The organism is Polynucleobacter sp. Adler-ghost (assembly GCF_018688495.1).
Lineage (GTDB): Bacteria > Pseudomonadota > Gammaproteobacteria > Burkholderiales > Burkholderiaceae > Polynucleobacter.
Map to the genome: position 1 here is coordinate 210,765 of NZ_CP061320.1, position 14,673 is coordinate 225,437.

A 14,673-nucleotide genomic window follows, 5' to 3' on the forward strand; every position below is an offset into this window, starting at 1 on the left:
TGTAATTGGACTTGATTTGATGGCGTGTTAAGGGTAATCTAGCATCCATCATGAATAATCGCTCTGAAAACGGCACTACAGTAGGCTTTGACGAACACAGTCGGGCTGAAAGTTGGGATAGTAACGATCGACTCGAAACCGAGTCATCCGCTGCCAATATCTATGCTGAGGGCGGTTTATCTCGTTTACAAACCTATGCAGCAAATCAAGTTTCGGGGAAAAAAGTGACTGCTTCTTGGCGTGCCGCTTTGGCCGTTCGCGATGCCGGACCGCCGGCAATGTTGCGCAGTGTGCGCCCTAATATCGTGCAATCTATTCGTGCTTTTCGCACTCCTGATCTTCAGGAGGCGGCTACTGAACTTGGCCAGCATTTCATTTACGCAAATTGTGCAAATGCAATGACTAAAGGCGAAGTTTTAGAGGCGATTGCAATTGCTTACACCTTTACCAAGCAACAGGCGAAGAATTTCGATCCTTTATTGGACGCTTTGACGACAACTGTTGATAAGTCTGGCCCTCAGCCAGGTTTTGTAGTGGTGCTCGAAGGTTTGCCTTGTACTCAGAAGTTTGACAAAGAGGCCCGTGAGACCCTGCTAGATGTATTCCGTGATGCTGTGGACTTTTGGTCTGAACGCCGCACACCGTATCGCGTGTTCTACTCTTTTGCTTAATTCCTTGTTTAACAAATAAGCAGCAGTCAATCAGCAAAAATCGCCTCTATTTGAGGCGATTTTGCATTTCTGGGCCCCAAATACTGTGAACAACAGTAATAGCCACAATTCCAGCAGTTTCAGTTCTCAATACGCGATCACCCAGAGAAACTATTTGATAACCGGCTGCCTGAGCTTGTGCTTCCTCTTCTGGGGAGTGTCCACCTTCGGGCCCAATCATCAAAATGACATCCTGCGGTGGGTTATCCACTAAAACAGAATATAAGCTTTTATCAGTATCTGGGCTTAAAAGTAGTTTAAGTTTAGCTTTTTGAGTCTTCTGTAGATAACTTGCAAAACTTTGAACAGGCTCTACTGTAGCTAAGACTGTGCGATCACATTGTTCGCAAGCTGCTTGAACAATGCCTTGCCAGTGCAAAAGACGCTTTTGGGCACGTTCAGCATCACTAGAGCGGGTTAATTTAATCACTGAGCGCTCACACTGTAATGGGGCAATAAGCTGAGCCCCAGTCTCTATAGCCTTTTCAACCACCCAATCCATTTTGTCGCCCCCAGCAAGCCCTTGCGCCAGAGTAATGGCATACGGGCTCTCACGATGAGTGTCTTGGCGAATATCGCTCAACTCGGCTTCCCCCGATTTATTGCTGAGGGAAAGGAGTTTGGCTAGGGCAACTTGGCCATTTCCATCAAAGATGGGGAAAAATTCTCCAACTTGGATACGGCGCACGCGCAGGTGATGTGCAAGCTCGGGGGTGAGGGTATTTGGCTTTTGGTTTTCCCATGGGCCGGGAAGATAAAATTGAGGCATTACTGAAATATAGCTAATTAATTTTCTCGAGACCCAATTTACGATGTCAAACCTTCAAATTCGTATGGCAAATGCCATTCGTGCTTTATCCATGGATGCAGTTCAACAAGCCAATTCCGGACATCCTGGAATGCCAATGGGTATGGCTGATATTGCAGTTGGTCTGTGGAATGAACATTTGCAGCACAATCCAACCGATCCCCATTGGATGAATCGTGATCGCTTCGTTTTATCTAACGGCCATGGCTCGATGTTGTTGTATTCCTTATTGCATCTCACTGGCTATGACTTGCCGATGAGCGAGTTAAAAAATTTCCGTCAGTTGCACAGCAAAACTGCTGGCCATCCAGAATATGGAATTACTCCCGGAGTAGAAACCACTACCGGTCCTTTAGGTCAGGGAATTTCAAACGCGGTTGGCATGGCGCTGGCAGAAAAATTATTATCTGCGGAATTTAATCGCCCAGGCCACGATATTGTTGATCACTACACCTATGTTTTTTTAGGCGATGGATGTTTGATGGAAGGCATCAGTCATGAAGTATGTTCATTGGCTGGCACACTCAAACTTAATAAACTCATTGCACTATGGGATGACAACGGCATCTCGATTGATGGCAAAGTAGTCTCTTGGTTTAACGAGGATACGCCAAAGCGTTTTGAGGCTTACGGCTGGAATGTTCTTCGTGCTGTGGATGGTCATGATGCAGAGGCTGTATCTAGTGCAATCGCTCAAGCGAAGAAGAGTGACAAACCGACATTGATTTGTTGCAAGACTGCGATTGGTCAAGGTTCTCCCAATATGGCGGGTAGCGATAAGGTGCATGGCTCCCCATTGGGCGCAGCTGAAATTGCTGCAACCCGTGTTGCATTGAACTGGCCCTATGCGCCGTTTGAAATCCCAAACGATATTTATGAAGCTTGGGATTTTAAGAAGCGTGGTCAAGCTGCTGAGCATGAGTGGAATAAAGAATTCCAGGCCTACAAAAATAAATATCCAGAGTTGGCTTCTGAATTACAGCGCCGTATGCAAGGCGATTTATCTAAAGACTTTTCAAAAACTTTAGACGCTTATTTAAAAACCTGTGAAGTCAAAGCAGAAACAATTGCTACTCGCAAGGCCAGTCAAAATGCGATCGAGGCATTAGCGCCAGCTTTGCCGGAGTTCATGGGCGGATCTGCCGACTTAACAGGCTCTAACTTAACCAACTGGTCTTCATGCAAGGCTGTGCGTGGAGATCAATGGGGCAACCACATCAACTACGGTGTGCGTGAGTTTGGTATGAGTGCCATCATGAACGGTATCGCTTTACATGGTGGATATATTCCATTCGGTGGCACCTTCTTAACCTTCTCTGATTACAGTCGCAATGCATTGCGCATGGCTGCATTGATGAAATTGCGTAGCATCTTTGTCTTTACACATGACTCTATTGGCTTGGGTGAGGATGGTCCAACCCACCAGTCTGTTGAGCATGTCGCAAGCTTGCGCCTCATTCCGAACTTGATGGTCTGGCGTCCATGTGACACCACTGAGAGTGCAGTTGCATGGGGTGCTGCGATTGAACGTCAGCATGGCCCAAGCGCCTTGATCTTCAGTCGTCAAAATTGCCCATTTGTGCCACGTAATAGTCAGCAAGTAAAAGATATTGCCCGCGGTGGATATGTTTTACGTGATCCCAAGAAATTGAAGATCAAGGCGGTGATTATTGCTACTGGTTCAGAAATTGCCTTGGCATTGCAAACAGCCGAGCGTTTAGAGGGTGAAGGTTTTGGTATTCGTGTGGTATCGATTCCATCAACGACAGTATTTGATCAACAGGACGCTGCGTATAAAGCAACAGTTTTACCAGCGGATATTCCACGCATTGCTGTTGAAGCGGGCGTAAGTGATTTCTGGTGGAAGTATGGTTGTGCAGCAGTCCATGGCGTTGATACCTTCGGAGAATCTGCGCCAGCACCTGTGCTCTATGAATACTTTGGTTTAACGGTTGATCAGATTACTAAAACAGTGAAGCAATGTATTGCAAAGAAATAGACAAGATTAGAAATAAAGTATTTATTTAAGAATTCAAAATTAGCAAGGGAAATGGAATGACAATTCGTGTCGCAATTAATGGTTATGGTCGTATTGGTCGTATGGTCTTACGTGCTTTGTATGAAGATCAAGTCAATGGCAAGCCTAGACGTGATATCAAAATCGTTGCAATTAATGCGATGGGTGATATCGACATCAATGCGCACCTGACTCAGTATGATTCTGCGCATGGTCGTTTTCCTGCTGAAGTAAAGGTAGATGGCGATTGCATGGTGGTCAATGGCGATAGCATCAAAATGTTCTCTACTCGTAATCCTTTGGAAACTCCTTGGGGTGAGTTGGGTGTGGATTTAGTGCTTGAGTGCTCGGGCAAATTCACTTCCAAAGAAAAAGCCATGGTGCATATTTCTCAGGGTGCGAAGAAGGTATTGATCTCTGCCCCAGGTGAAAAAGATGTTGATGCCACTATTGTTTATGGTGTGAATCAACAAGTTCTCAAGTCAAGCGATGTTGTAGTTTCTAATGCGAGCTGCACAACCAACTGTTTAGCCCCATTGGTTAAGCCATTACTAGAAAAAATTGGGATCGAATCTGGTTTGATGACCACGATTCATGCGTTTACTAATGACCAGGTTCTAACCGATGTGTACCACAAGGATATGCGCCGTGCGCGTTCTGCTGTGACCAGCATGATTCCAACCAAGACAGGTGCAGCAAAAGCAGTTGGCTTGGTATTGCCAGCTTTAGCAGGACGCTTTGACGGTTTTGCAATGCGCGTACCCGTCATTAACGTTTCGGTTGTGGATTTAACCTTTGCCGCCAGCCGAGCTACTAGCGTGGATGAAGTGAACTCCATCCTCAAAACAGCCAGTGAGGGTGAGTTGAAGGGTATTTTGGGTTTCAATACCCTGCCTTTGGTGTCAATCGACTTCAACCACGATCCTCGCCCTAGTATTTACGATGCTTCCCAAACTCGCGTTTCAGCCGATGGTAAGTTGGTCAAAGTATTGGCTTGGTATGACAATGAGTGGGGTTATTCAGTCCAAATGCTCAATGCTGCTGAGGCATTGATGGCTGTAAAGTAAGAAATTAAATCGGTTTTAAGTCTAACAGCGCTTAAAATCTTGTTTTTCATGTAAAAAAGACCTCAATTGAGGTCTTTTTTCATTATCCGATCTTATCTTCCCAATTTAGGACTTTGGCTTATTGCGGCAATTCTTCTTTTGGCAGTGGCCGTACATCGCTAAAGAGTGCTCCTGGAGCTTGAAACCGAGGTTTTTAGCAATATCGCGCTGCCTTTTCTCGATGGCCTCATCTACAAACTCCTCAACGTGACCGCAGTCTAGGCAGACCAAGTGGTCATGGTGCTGACCTTCGTTCAGTTCATAAATAGCCCTGCCATCCCCTTTGCTGGACTCAAAATGACTGCGGAGCAAGAGGCCTGCTTGTTCAAACTGGGTGAGCACTCGATATACCGTGGCTAAACCAATTTCTTTGTCATCCTTGGCCAAGGCCATAAAGACGTCTTCAGCGCTAAAGTGCGTACCACCATTTTGATGAAAAAAGTCTAGGATTTTCATGCGTGGACCGGTTGCCTTCAGGCCAATGTCGCGTAAATCTGCTGGAGTCGGATTTTGGTTCATATTCGGGGTTTGGGAGCTAAAATCAATGTCTTAATGATACGGCCTGCCATGCAAATTTGCCTTCAACTTTTTACCCTTCTATTGAACTCCATTTTGAGGGTTTTTGAACTCGCTCGGGCGGGCTTAGTTATTGCTGCAGTGAGTTCAGCAATGATTGCCACTGGCTGTACTAGTGCTGTCGATGACACACAGCGTGCCTGGATGAACAAAGTCTTTAGACCTTATGTTCCAGATGTGGTGCAGGGCAACTTTATCTCCAGCGAGCAATACGCAAAGTTACAGGTCGGGCAGAGTCGTGAGCAAGTGCGTCAAATTCTGGGTACACCTTTGCTTGCAAGTTATTTCCATGCCAATCGCTGGGATTACGTTTTTGAATTTAAGCGCGCCGGTCAACAAATGAGTAAAGAGCGTCGCGTGACGGTGTTTTTCGAAGGCGATAAGCTGGTTAAGTTTCAGGGTGATGCATTGCCAACCGATGTCGAGTTGGTTGCGGAGATTGATGGCTATGCAAAAAGCAAACGCTCATTCTGGGAGGTCATGACTGGATCGAACAAGCCACCAGTAACCCCACCTTTGCAGCAGCCAGAGTTGCTGGTTCCCAGTCCAACGAATAATTTGCCCGCTGGGGCTACAGTGCCTGCAGCTCCTGCCAGCAGTTCATTTTGGGACTTTTTTAGCTTTTCAAAAAAGTCGCCAGATTCTCAGCCGGTGCCTCAACAGTTAGGTCCTGGTGCTCTTAACGTTCCACAGGCTAGTGAAGCAAAGTAAAGATAAAGTTGTGTTGATGTCGAGTGAAGTTTTTCGGCAACCCTGAATAAGAAACGAAGATACAAATGATGAAAATCGCAATTGCTGGTGCAACCGGCCGTATGGGAAAAATGTTGATCGAGGCAGTGCTCAATTGCACGGACGCTGAGCTTGTTGGTGCACTAGAGCATGAGTCTTGCCCTTTGCTTGGGGAAGATGCTGGTGCATTCTTGGGTAAAAAAACTGGCGTAGTCATGACATCGGATATTACGAAGGCTCTGAGTAGCGCTGAGTTTTTAATTGACTTCACTCGTCCCGAGGGTACGATGGCCCACTTAGCCGTGGCGCAAAAGACGAACAGCAAAATGATTATCGGTACCACCGGTCTTAGCTCAGAACAAATTGATAACCTGAAGAAAGCTTCTGCAAACTTGGCTATCGTATTTGCTCCAAATATGAGTGTGGGTGTCAATGCGACATTGAAGTTGCTAGAGATCGCCGCAAAGATGTTGAATGAAGGTTATGACATTGAAATCATTGAAGCCCATCACCGTCACAAAGTGGATGCACCATCTGGTACCGCCCTCAGAATGGGCGAGGTGATTGCAGATGCGCTTGGTGAGAAATTAGGTGATGTTGCGGTATATGCACGCGAAGGTCATACCGGTGAGCGCAAAGCTGGCTCGATTGGTTTTGCCACTATCCGTGGTGGAGATATTGTGGGTGATCACACTGTCTTATTTGCGGGCGAGGGTGAGCGCATTGAGATTAGCCATAAGTCTTCTAGCCGTCAGTCTTATGCACAAGGTTCTTTGCGCGCTGCACGCTTCTTGCAAGCTCAGGCTTCCGGTCTTTATGACATGCAAGATGTTCTTGGCCTGCGTAAGTGAATGTTCAGTAAATCAGAATAGAAGAAAAGAGTTGTATTGAATGAGTAAGGATTACGATCACCTCAGTATTGAAGCTGCTGCACGAGCTGATTGGGAAAGTGCGCAAGCTTATCAGGTAGCGGAGAACGCAGTAGATTCTTCCGGCAAGCCAAGACCAAAATACTACGCCTGTTCTATGTTGCCTTATCCATCGGGTAAGTTACATATGGGGCATGTTCGTAACTACACCATCAATGATGTGATGGCTAGGCAGTTGCGCATGCAGGGCTATAACGTACTCATGCCGATGGGCTGGGATGCGTTTGGTATGCCCGCTGAAAATGCAGCAATTCAGAATAAAGTACCACCAGCTAAATGGACCTACGACAACATTGCTTATATGAAAAAGCAAATGGCGGCGATGGGTCTTGCAATTGATTGGTCGCGTGAAGTAGCTACTTGCAGCCCTGATTACTATCGTTGGAACCAATGGCTCTTTTTAAAGATGCTTGAAAAAGGTATTGCTTATCGCAAGACCCAGGTGGTCAACTGGGATCCAATCGATCAAACCGTATTGGCAAATGAGCAGGTGATTGATGGGCGTGGTTGGCGCTCTGGTGCTTTAGTTGAAAAGCGTGAGATCCCAGGCTATTACTTCAATATCACTGCCTATGCAGAGCAATTACTTTCTGGTTTAGATAACTTAGGCTGGCCTGAGCGCGTCAAAACGATGCAGCAGAATTGGATTGGTAAGAGTCGTGGTGTGCGGTTTGCGTTTAAGCATGAGATTGCCGATGCGCATGCTAACTTTGTTCAAGACGGTCAGTTGTATGTATTTACGACGCGTGCTGACACCATCATGGGTGTTACTTTCTGTGCCGTTGCAGCTGAACATCCGTTGGCAACATTAGCAGCCGCCAATAATCCAGAGTTAGCTGCATTTATTGAGAAATGTAAAACAGGTAGCGTGATTGAAGCTGATCTAGCTACTCAAGAAAAAGAAGGCATGTTCACCGGCCTATATGTGACCCATCCACTAACTAATGAGCCAGTGCCAGTTTGGATTGGTAATTATGTCTTGATGTCATATGGCGACGGCGCTGTCATGGGCGTACCTGCACACGATGAGCGCGATTTTGCATTTGCTCTCAAATATGATTTACCAATTAAGCAAGTGATTGCTTTGCGAACCCCTTCGGACATGTTCAATACCAGCCATTGGCAAGATTGGTATGCCCAGAAAGATGATGTTGTTTGCCTCAATAGCGGTAAGTACGATGGCTTATCTCATGAAGAGGCAGTGGATGCAGTAGCCAAAGATTTAGAGCAAATGGGTATTGGTGAAATCAAAACCACTTACCGTTTGCGCGATTGGGGTATCTCTCGCCAGCGTTATTGGGGAACACCGATTCCGATTATTCATTGTGGTGATGAGAACAATCCTGGTTGTGGCGCAGTTCCAGTTCCTGAAGCAGACTTGCCGGTGGTATTGCCTGAAGATTGCGTACCGGATGGTAGTGGCAATCCACTGAATAAGCGTGCCGACTTCCTCAATGTGAAGTGTCCAAAATGTGGCAAGCCTGCGCGTCGTGAGACTGACACCATGGATACCTTTGTCGATTCTTCTTGGTACTTCATGCGCTATACCGGTCCAGATGCGAAGACCATGGTTGATGAGCGTAATGAATACTGGATGCCAATGGATCAGTACATTGGTGGCATTGAGCATGCGATTTTGCATTTACTCTATGCACGTTTTTGGACCAAGGTCATGCGTGATCTCAAGCTCATTACTTTTGATGAGCCCTTCCAGAACTTGTTAACGCAAGGCATGGTGCTCAATGAGACTTATTACTCTGAGGAAGCGTCAGGTAAAAAGACTTGGTTAAATCCTTTGGATGTAGAACTCGAGCTCGATGATAAAGGTCGCCCTCAAAGCGCCAAGCTGAAAGGCGATACCGCTGGCACGCCAGTCATTATTGGTGGCGTTGAGAAGATGTCTAAGAGTAAAAATAATGGCGTTGATCCTCAAGCTTTGATTGATCAATACGGCGCAGACACTGCACGCCTCTTTGTGATGTTTGCTGCTCCTCCTGAGCAGCAGCTTGAGTGGTCTAGTGCTGGTGTAGAAGGTGCCTCACGTTTCTTGCGTCGTGCTTGGATGTATTCCAGTAGTCAGGCGGATGCAATCCGTGCTGCCGATGCTGTATTACCAAGCGATTTAAATGATGCTGAAAAAGAATTGCGTCGTGAAGTGCATACCATTCTGAAGCAAGCTAACTTTGACTACCAGCGTCGCCAATACAACACAGTAGTTTCTGCAGCGATGAAGATGCTCAATGTCTTGGAGCCTGTAAAGCTCGGTGATAAGACTGCAGTGCGACCTGCTGTATTGCGTGAGTGCTTGAGTATTTTGATTCGGGTACTTTACCCAGTAGTACCTCACTTGACCCATGCTCTCTGGAATGAGATTGGGTGCGATCAATCGTTTGGCACTCTTTTAGATGCGCCATGGCCTGTAGTAGATGAAGCTGCGCTGATTCAAACAGAGTTGACCATCATGTTGCAAATTAATGGCAAGTTACGTGGCGATATACGTGTTCCTGCGGATGCAACTAAAGAGCAAATTGAGGCTTTGGCATTACAAAGTGAGCCAGCTATAAAAGTATTAAATGGCGCAGCACCTAAAAAGGTGATTGTGGTTCCGGGTCGCTTGATTAATATTGTTGCTTAGATCGCTAACGCTTTATTTTAAATAGAAACTAAACACATGCGCGTAAATCACCTTCGACGTACCATGCTTGGGTTTCTGACCTTGGCTCCAGTCAGTGGTTTGATTGCCTGCGGCTATCGTTTGCGTGGCATGGTGGATTTGCCATTCAAGGTTATTGCGATTACTGGTAACCCATCACCACCATTGCGTGCTGATTTGCAGACGGCTATTTTGACGGGTACAGATGCTAAGGTGGCTATCAATCCTAAAGATGCCGATCTCATTTTAGAAATTACCAGCGATCTCAATGGTCGTGAGATCTTGGCCTACAACTCCAATGGTCAAGTCTCTGCCTATCGCTTAAACATTCGAGTCGGATTTAGGGCGTATGACAATACTGGTGCGGATGTTGTGCCTGAAGCTGAAATCTATATGACACGTGATATGGATTTCTCGGTGTCTACCGTTTTGGCGAGCGACGTCCAGATACAGCAATTTCTATCTTTGATGCGCAGAGATCTTGCGGTGCAAATTCTGCGTCGTGTTTCTGCATCTGCTCGAGCACCACAGGCTCGAAGATTTTAAAGAATGACGATCAAATCGCATGGTTAAGAGCGATGCCCTACAGCTTCATTTGAAGTCACTGAATTCAGCGGCTTCATTAAAGCCTCTCTACATATTTAGCGGTGATGAGCCTCTTTTGATGATGGAAGCGATGGATCAATTGCGTTCCATTGCCAAAAAAATGGGTTACACCGATCGTGAAGTCTTATTGCAAGAGCGTGGGTTTGATTGGAGCGCTTTGTTAAGTGCTGGCCAAACCATGTCTTTATTTGGGGATAAGCGCTGGGTTGAGTTACGCATACCAACAGGTAAGCCTGGGCGCGATGGTGCTGATGCGCTTAAGCAGTTTTCCGCCCAAATCGAGTCTCAGTCACTAGGGCCTGATGGTCCAGATACGATTTTTTGCATCATTTTGCCCAAATTGGATAGCAAGACTAAAACCTCTGCTTGGTTTAGCGCTCTAGATGAAGCGGGTATGGCGATTCAATTGGATTCCTTGGATCGCACGCAATTGCCGCAGTGGATTGCGGGCCGCTTAAAAAAACAGGGTCAAGAGGTGCAGTCGGGCCCAGACGGCCAACGCGCCTTAGCCTTCATTGCAGAGCAGGTGGAGGGGAACCTCATTGCTGCTCATCAAGAGATTCAGAAGTTGGGTTTGTTGCATCCTGCTGGCATTCTTACTGAGGAGCAAATTCGGTCGGCTATTTTGAAGGTGGCACGGTATAACGTCTTTGAGTTGACTGAAGCCATGCTAGCTGGCGATCTGCCTCGTCTCAATCGCATGTTAGATGGCCTTAAAGGTGAGGGTGAGCCCCTAGTCCTGATTCTGTGGAGCGTAACTGAAGAGCTTCGGATACTATCGAAACTAAAGGCGGCAAGCGATGCTGGGGAGTCTGTGCAGAATTTAATGCGCACTAATCGCATCTGGGGTAATAAAGAGCGTTTATATCCCATGGCTCTAAAGCGAGTGCAGCCTTTGAGGTTGCGCAGGGCAATGCAGGTGGCTGCAGGTTTGGATCGTCAAGCCAAGGGATTGCATGCTGCGGAATTGCCGGCAGATCCTTGGGATGGCTTGCGTTTGGTGGGTAATTTGTTGCGCTAGATAAAACAATATTAATTTGACATAGTAAATATATGAGTAATTCAACAAATACCATTCAGCAAATGATGCAAGATGTTGGCCGACGTGCTCGTCAGGCATCACGCGCAATGGCGCGCGCATCAAGCGAGCAAAAAAATCAGGCGCTATTGCATATTGCCAAGTTAGTGCGTGAGCGTTCTGGGGAGATTCAGAGTGTTAATGCACTCGATGTTGCTCGAGCAAAAACCAATGGTCAAGATGCAGCGTTTATTGATCGCCTTACGATGACGCCAAAGACCATTGAATCTATGGCATTAGGTTTGGAGCAAATTGTTTCTTTGGAAGATCCGATTGGCAAAATAACGCCATTGCAAAAGCAGACTTCCGGTATTGAGCTTGGTCAGATGCGAGTGCCACTCGGTGTGATTGGCATTATTTATGAATCTCGCCCCAATGTGACGATTGATGCTGCTGCACTGTGCCTAAAATCCGGTAACGCAGTGATTTTGCGCGGTGGCTCAGAGGCGATTGATTCAAATTCCTTATTGGCACAATTGATTCAAGAAGGTTTGGGCGCTGCTAATTTACCGATGGATGCGGTGCAGGTTGTGAGTACTATAGATCGCGCTGCTGTCGGTGAAATGATCACCATGACTGAGTATATTGATGTAATCGTTCCTCGCGGTGGCAAGAGTTTGATTGCCCGCTTGATGGCGGAAGCGCGCGTGCCAATGATTAAGCATTTGGATGGTATATGTCATACCTATATTGATGCCGATGCGGATATTGCGATGGCGATTAAGGTTTGTGATAACGCCAAGACTCAGCGCTATGCACCTTGTAATGCGATGGAAACACTCTTGGTTAACAAAACCATTGCACCTCAAGTGTTGCCAGCGCTTTGTAAGATTTACCAAGACAAGGGTGTGGAGTTGCGTGTTGATGATCAAACCCGAAGTACTCTTGAGGCGGCAGGTTTTAAAGACTTAGTCAATGCCACGGAAGAAGATTGGAAAACAGAATATTTGGCACCCATTTTGTCGATTAAGACTGTGGCAGACATGGATGAAGCAATGGGTCATATTGAGCAATACGGCAGTAAACATACCGATGCCATCATTACTAATAATCAAGCGCAAGCGAATCGATTTTTGCGAGAAGTGGATAGTGCCAGCGTGATGGTTAATGCCAGTACCCGTTTTGCCGATGGCTTTGAGTATGGTCTAGGCGCAGAGATTGGCATCTCTAATGACAAATTACATGCCCGCGGCCCGGTTGGCTTAGATGGTCTGACTTCTCTCAAATACATCGTCATGGGTCATGGCGAAATTCGTACTTAAATGCGTACTTAATCTAGCCTCATAACAGAACGGAAATGATTCATCATGGGTAATGCATATTTATGGACCAAGACTTTTCATATCGTCTTGATTGCCTCTTGGTTTGCTGGTTTGTTTTATCTCCCACGCATCTTTGTGAACTTGGCCGATGAAAAAAATCCAGAAGTTCAGGCGCGCCTTCTAGGAATGGCGAATCGCTTATTTCGATTTATGACAATCTTGGCGGTACCTGCCGTATTGCTAGGTCTTGCTTTGTGGTTGTATTTCAAAATAGGTTCAGGCGAAGTATGGATGCATGCCAAGATGTTCTTCGTGCTTCTGGTGATTGGCTATCACCATGCGTGTTGGGGCTTGCTCAAAAAGTTCCGCAATGGCGTCAATACCCATTCAGGAGTTTGGTATCGCTGGTTTAACGAAGCGCCAGTCCTCCTCCTCTTGATCGTGACCGCTTTGGTAGTCATTAAGCCTTAATTTTTTTCATCCCTTTTAGATTGCTAGCCTCATGAGATTTTTTGTTGTTTGTCCAGGCGGACTGGAAGTGCCTCTTGCACAAGAGCTAGCAAGTATTGCGCAGCGTCCTGACTGTAAAGCGCTAGGTGCTTGGATGATTGATCCTACGCCTACGAGCCCTACAGGTGGGGTAGGTTTGGCGGCGCCAATATCGGCTGCTATGGCATTGAACTTGCATTCACGGATTGCCAGTCGAGTATTACTGCAGATGGCGGAATCGCCATACCGCCAGGAAGAAGATTTGTATAAGCTGGCTAGTGGTTTAGCTTGGGAAGAATGGTTTTCTTCTAATCAAACTCTGCGTGTTGATGTCACGGCGCATCGCTCCCCATTGAAGAGCTTAAATTTTGCAACCTTGAAAATCAAGGATGCGATTGTTGATCGTTTGCGTGATGTGACTGGTGATCGTCCCAGCATTGACACCGCATTTCCGGATGTACGGGTACAGGCCCATCTTACGGCTACTCATGCCACGATCTATTTAGATACTTCAGGTGAGGCCTTATTCAAACGTGGCTGGAGAGATGAAAAGGGCGATGCACCTTTAAAAGAAAATCTTGCAGCAGGTATCTTGTCAATTACCGGCTGGAGACCATCACAAACTTTATTTGATCCGATGTGTGGAAGTGGCACCTTTTTGATTGAGGCTGCTCAAATGGCTTTGGCTATTCCGCCGGGAGCTATTCGGGCAGGAATGTATGGTGATGACGCTAAGCCGAGTCGTTTGGCCTATCGCCCATTAGTTACTTCCGCTCATGGCTTTGGATTTGCGCGACTCAAGCCATTTAATGAGGTTGCTGAACAAAAGCGTTGGGCCTCTCTAAAAGACGCTGCACATGCTGAAATGATGGAGAAGCGTAAACAGTTCCCAGATTCAGAATCTTTGGGTATTAGCGGTGGTGATATTAATGAGCGCTTGGTAGCCATGTTTAAAGGTAACTGGCAGCGGGCTCAGTTGCCGGGATTGCCAGTAACCCGTCAAATTGATGCTTTAGCAAGTAGGCCGCCAGCAAATACTCAAAATGGTGTGATGCTATTGAACCCGCCTTATGGTGAGCGCTTGGTGATCAAGGGTGGACGGGGTCAAGATCGCGCTGCAGGTGGCGATATGGAGCGAGATTCATATGAACAGGCTGAAGAGCCAGGGGATCGCTATGCCTTTAATCTGGAAACAGGGCGTCAAAGTGCTAAACGCTCTAGCCGTGAGTCTCTCAAAAAGCTACAAGCTCAAGAAGAGCAGGATCCTAAATTTGTCGAGTTCTTAAGGCAGTTTGGCCAGCATCTCAAGGATACTTTTGGTGGCTGGAATGTCTTTGTGTTGACGGCAGATATGGCACTACCGGGGCAGTTGCGTATCAAGGAATCTAAGCGTACGCCTTTATTCAACGGCCCTCTTGAATGCAGGTTGTTTAAGTTCGAGATGCATCCAAAGCGTGATGCTGCATCCGATTTAAAATAAAAAAGATCAATAAGGGATACGGTAATGGAATTCAAAACATATATGTGCTTAATTTGTGGCTGGGTCTACGACGAGGCTGCAGGTTTGCCTGAAGAGGGTATTGCGCCAGGCACTCTTTGGAAAGATGTACCCATGAACTGGACCTGTCCTGAGTGTGGTGCACGCAAAGAAGACTTTGAAATGATGGCGATCTAATAGATCAATTTACTTAGGCAATATTTAAATTCATT

Annotated in this window: 14 protein-coding genes; 12 read left to right on the forward strand and 2 right to left on the reverse strand. The window is 46.5% G+C overall.

The genetic code is table 11. From position 1 onward, the window contains the following. The first annotated feature begins 50 nt into the window (after positions 1 to 50). Positions 51 to 671 (forward strand): barstar family protein, encoded by a 621-nt coding sequence (locus tag ICV89_RS01150; protein WP_015420405.1) that lies wholly within the window; start codon positions 51 to 53, stop codon positions 669 to 671. 46 nt (positions 672 to 717) lie between these two features. Here the strand turns inward: ICV89_RS01150 and ICV89_RS01155 are convergent, their stop codons facing one another. Then, the gene (locus ICV89_RS01155) at positions 718 to 1,479 is read right to left on the reverse strand and encodes a 16S rRNA (uracil(1498)-N(3))-methyltransferase (protein WP_215308950.1); all 762 of its coding nucleotides are present in this window, start codon (positions 1,477 to 1,479) and stop codon (positions 718 to 720) included. A 43-nt stretch (positions 1,480 to 1,522) separates the two neighbouring features. On the opposite strand from ICV89_RS01155, the gene tkt reads away from it, so the two are divergent. Beyond that, the gene (tkt, locus tag ICV89_RS01160) at positions 1,523 to 3,517 is read left to right on the forward strand and encodes a transketolase (protein ID WP_215308951.1); all 1,995 of its coding nucleotides are present in this window, start codon (positions 1,523 to 1,525) and stop codon (positions 3,515 to 3,517) included. 56 nt (positions 3,518 to 3,573) lie between these two features. Beyond that, positions 3,574 to 4,602 (forward strand): type I glyceraldehyde-3-phosphate dehydrogenase, encoded by a 1,029-nt coding sequence (gene gap, locus ICV89_RS01165; protein WP_215308953.1) that lies wholly within the window; start codon positions 3,574 to 3,576, stop codon positions 4,600 to 4,602. Between the two features lie 105 nt (positions 4,603 to 4,707). Here the strand turns inward: gap and fur are convergent, their stop codons facing one another. Further along, positions 4,708 to 5,160 carry a ferric iron uptake transcriptional regulator gene (fur, locus tag ICV89_RS01170; RefSeq protein ID WP_215308956.1) on the reverse strand — a complete coding sequence of 151 codons (453 nt, stop codon included), beginning with the start codon at positions 5,158 to 5,160 and terminating at the stop codon, positions 4,708 to 4,710. Positions 5,161 to 5,208: 48 nt separating this feature from the next. Between fur and ICV89_RS01175 the strand changes: the two genes are divergently transcribed. The 9 genes from ICV89_RS01175 (at position 5,209) to ICV89_RS01215 (ending at position 14,638) form a co-directional block, all read left to right on the forward strand. Beyond that, positions 5,209 to 5,928, forward strand: a complete 720-nt coding sequence (locus tag ICV89_RS01175; protein ID WP_251370868.1) for an outer membrane protein assembly factor BamE — start codon at positions 5,209 to 5,211, stop codon at positions 5,926 to 5,928. 68 nt (positions 5,929 to 5,996) lie between these two features. Continuing rightward, on the forward strand, positions 5,997 to 6,797 hold the full coding sequence (dapB, locus tag ICV89_RS01180) for a 4-hydroxy-tetrahydrodipicolinate reductase (protein ID WP_215310275.1): 801 nt from the start codon (positions 5,997 to 5,999) through the stop codon (positions 6,795 to 6,797). Positions 6,798 to 6,837: 40 nt separating this feature from the next. Next, positions 6,838 to 9,510 carry a leucine--tRNA ligase gene (leuS, locus tag ICV89_RS01185; protein ID WP_215308958.1) on the forward strand — a complete coding sequence of 891 codons (2,673 nt, stop codon included), beginning with the start codon at positions 6,838 to 6,840 and terminating at the stop codon, positions 9,508 to 9,510. A gap of 36 nt (positions 9,511 to 9,546) precedes the next feature. Beyond that, positions 9,547 to 10,074: an LPS assembly lipoprotein LptE gene (gene lptE, locus ICV89_RS01190; protein ID WP_215308960.1), complete on the forward strand. Its 528-nt coding sequence runs from the start codon at positions 9,547 to 9,549 to the stop codon at positions 10,072 to 10,074. 19 nt (positions 10,075 to 10,093) lie between these two features. Further along, positions 10,094 to 11,155, forward strand: coding sequence for a DNA polymerase III subunit delta (gene holA / locus ICV89_RS01195; protein WP_215308962.1), 1,062 nt, complete (start codon positions 10,094 to 10,096; stop codon positions 11,153 to 11,155). Positions 11,156 to 11,187: 32 nt separating this feature from the next. Continuing rightward, on the forward strand, positions 11,188 to 12,474 hold the full coding sequence (locus tag ICV89_RS01200; protein ID WP_215308964.1) for a glutamate-5-semialdehyde dehydrogenase: 1,287 nt from the start codon (positions 11,188 to 11,190) through the stop codon (positions 12,472 to 12,474). Between the two features lie 45 nt (positions 12,475 to 12,519). Further along, positions 12,520 to 12,945 (forward strand): CopD family protein, encoded by a 426-nt coding sequence (locus ICV89_RS01205; protein ID WP_215308966.1) that lies wholly within the window; start codon positions 12,520 to 12,522, stop codon positions 12,943 to 12,945. 31 nt (positions 12,946 to 12,976) lie between these two features. Then, the gene (locus ICV89_RS01210; RefSeq protein ID WP_215308968.1) at positions 12,977 to 14,443 is read left to right on the forward strand and encodes a class I SAM-dependent RNA methyltransferase; all 1,467 of its coding nucleotides are present in this window, start codon (positions 12,977 to 12,979) and stop codon (positions 14,441 to 14,443) included. Between the two features lie 24 nt (positions 14,444 to 14,467). After that, positions 14,468 to 14,638, forward strand: coding sequence for a rubredoxin (locus ICV89_RS01215; protein ID WP_011902084.1), 171 nt, complete (start codon positions 14,468 to 14,470; stop codon positions 14,636 to 14,638). The last annotated feature ends 35 nt before the right edge of the window (positions 14,639 to 14,673 follow it).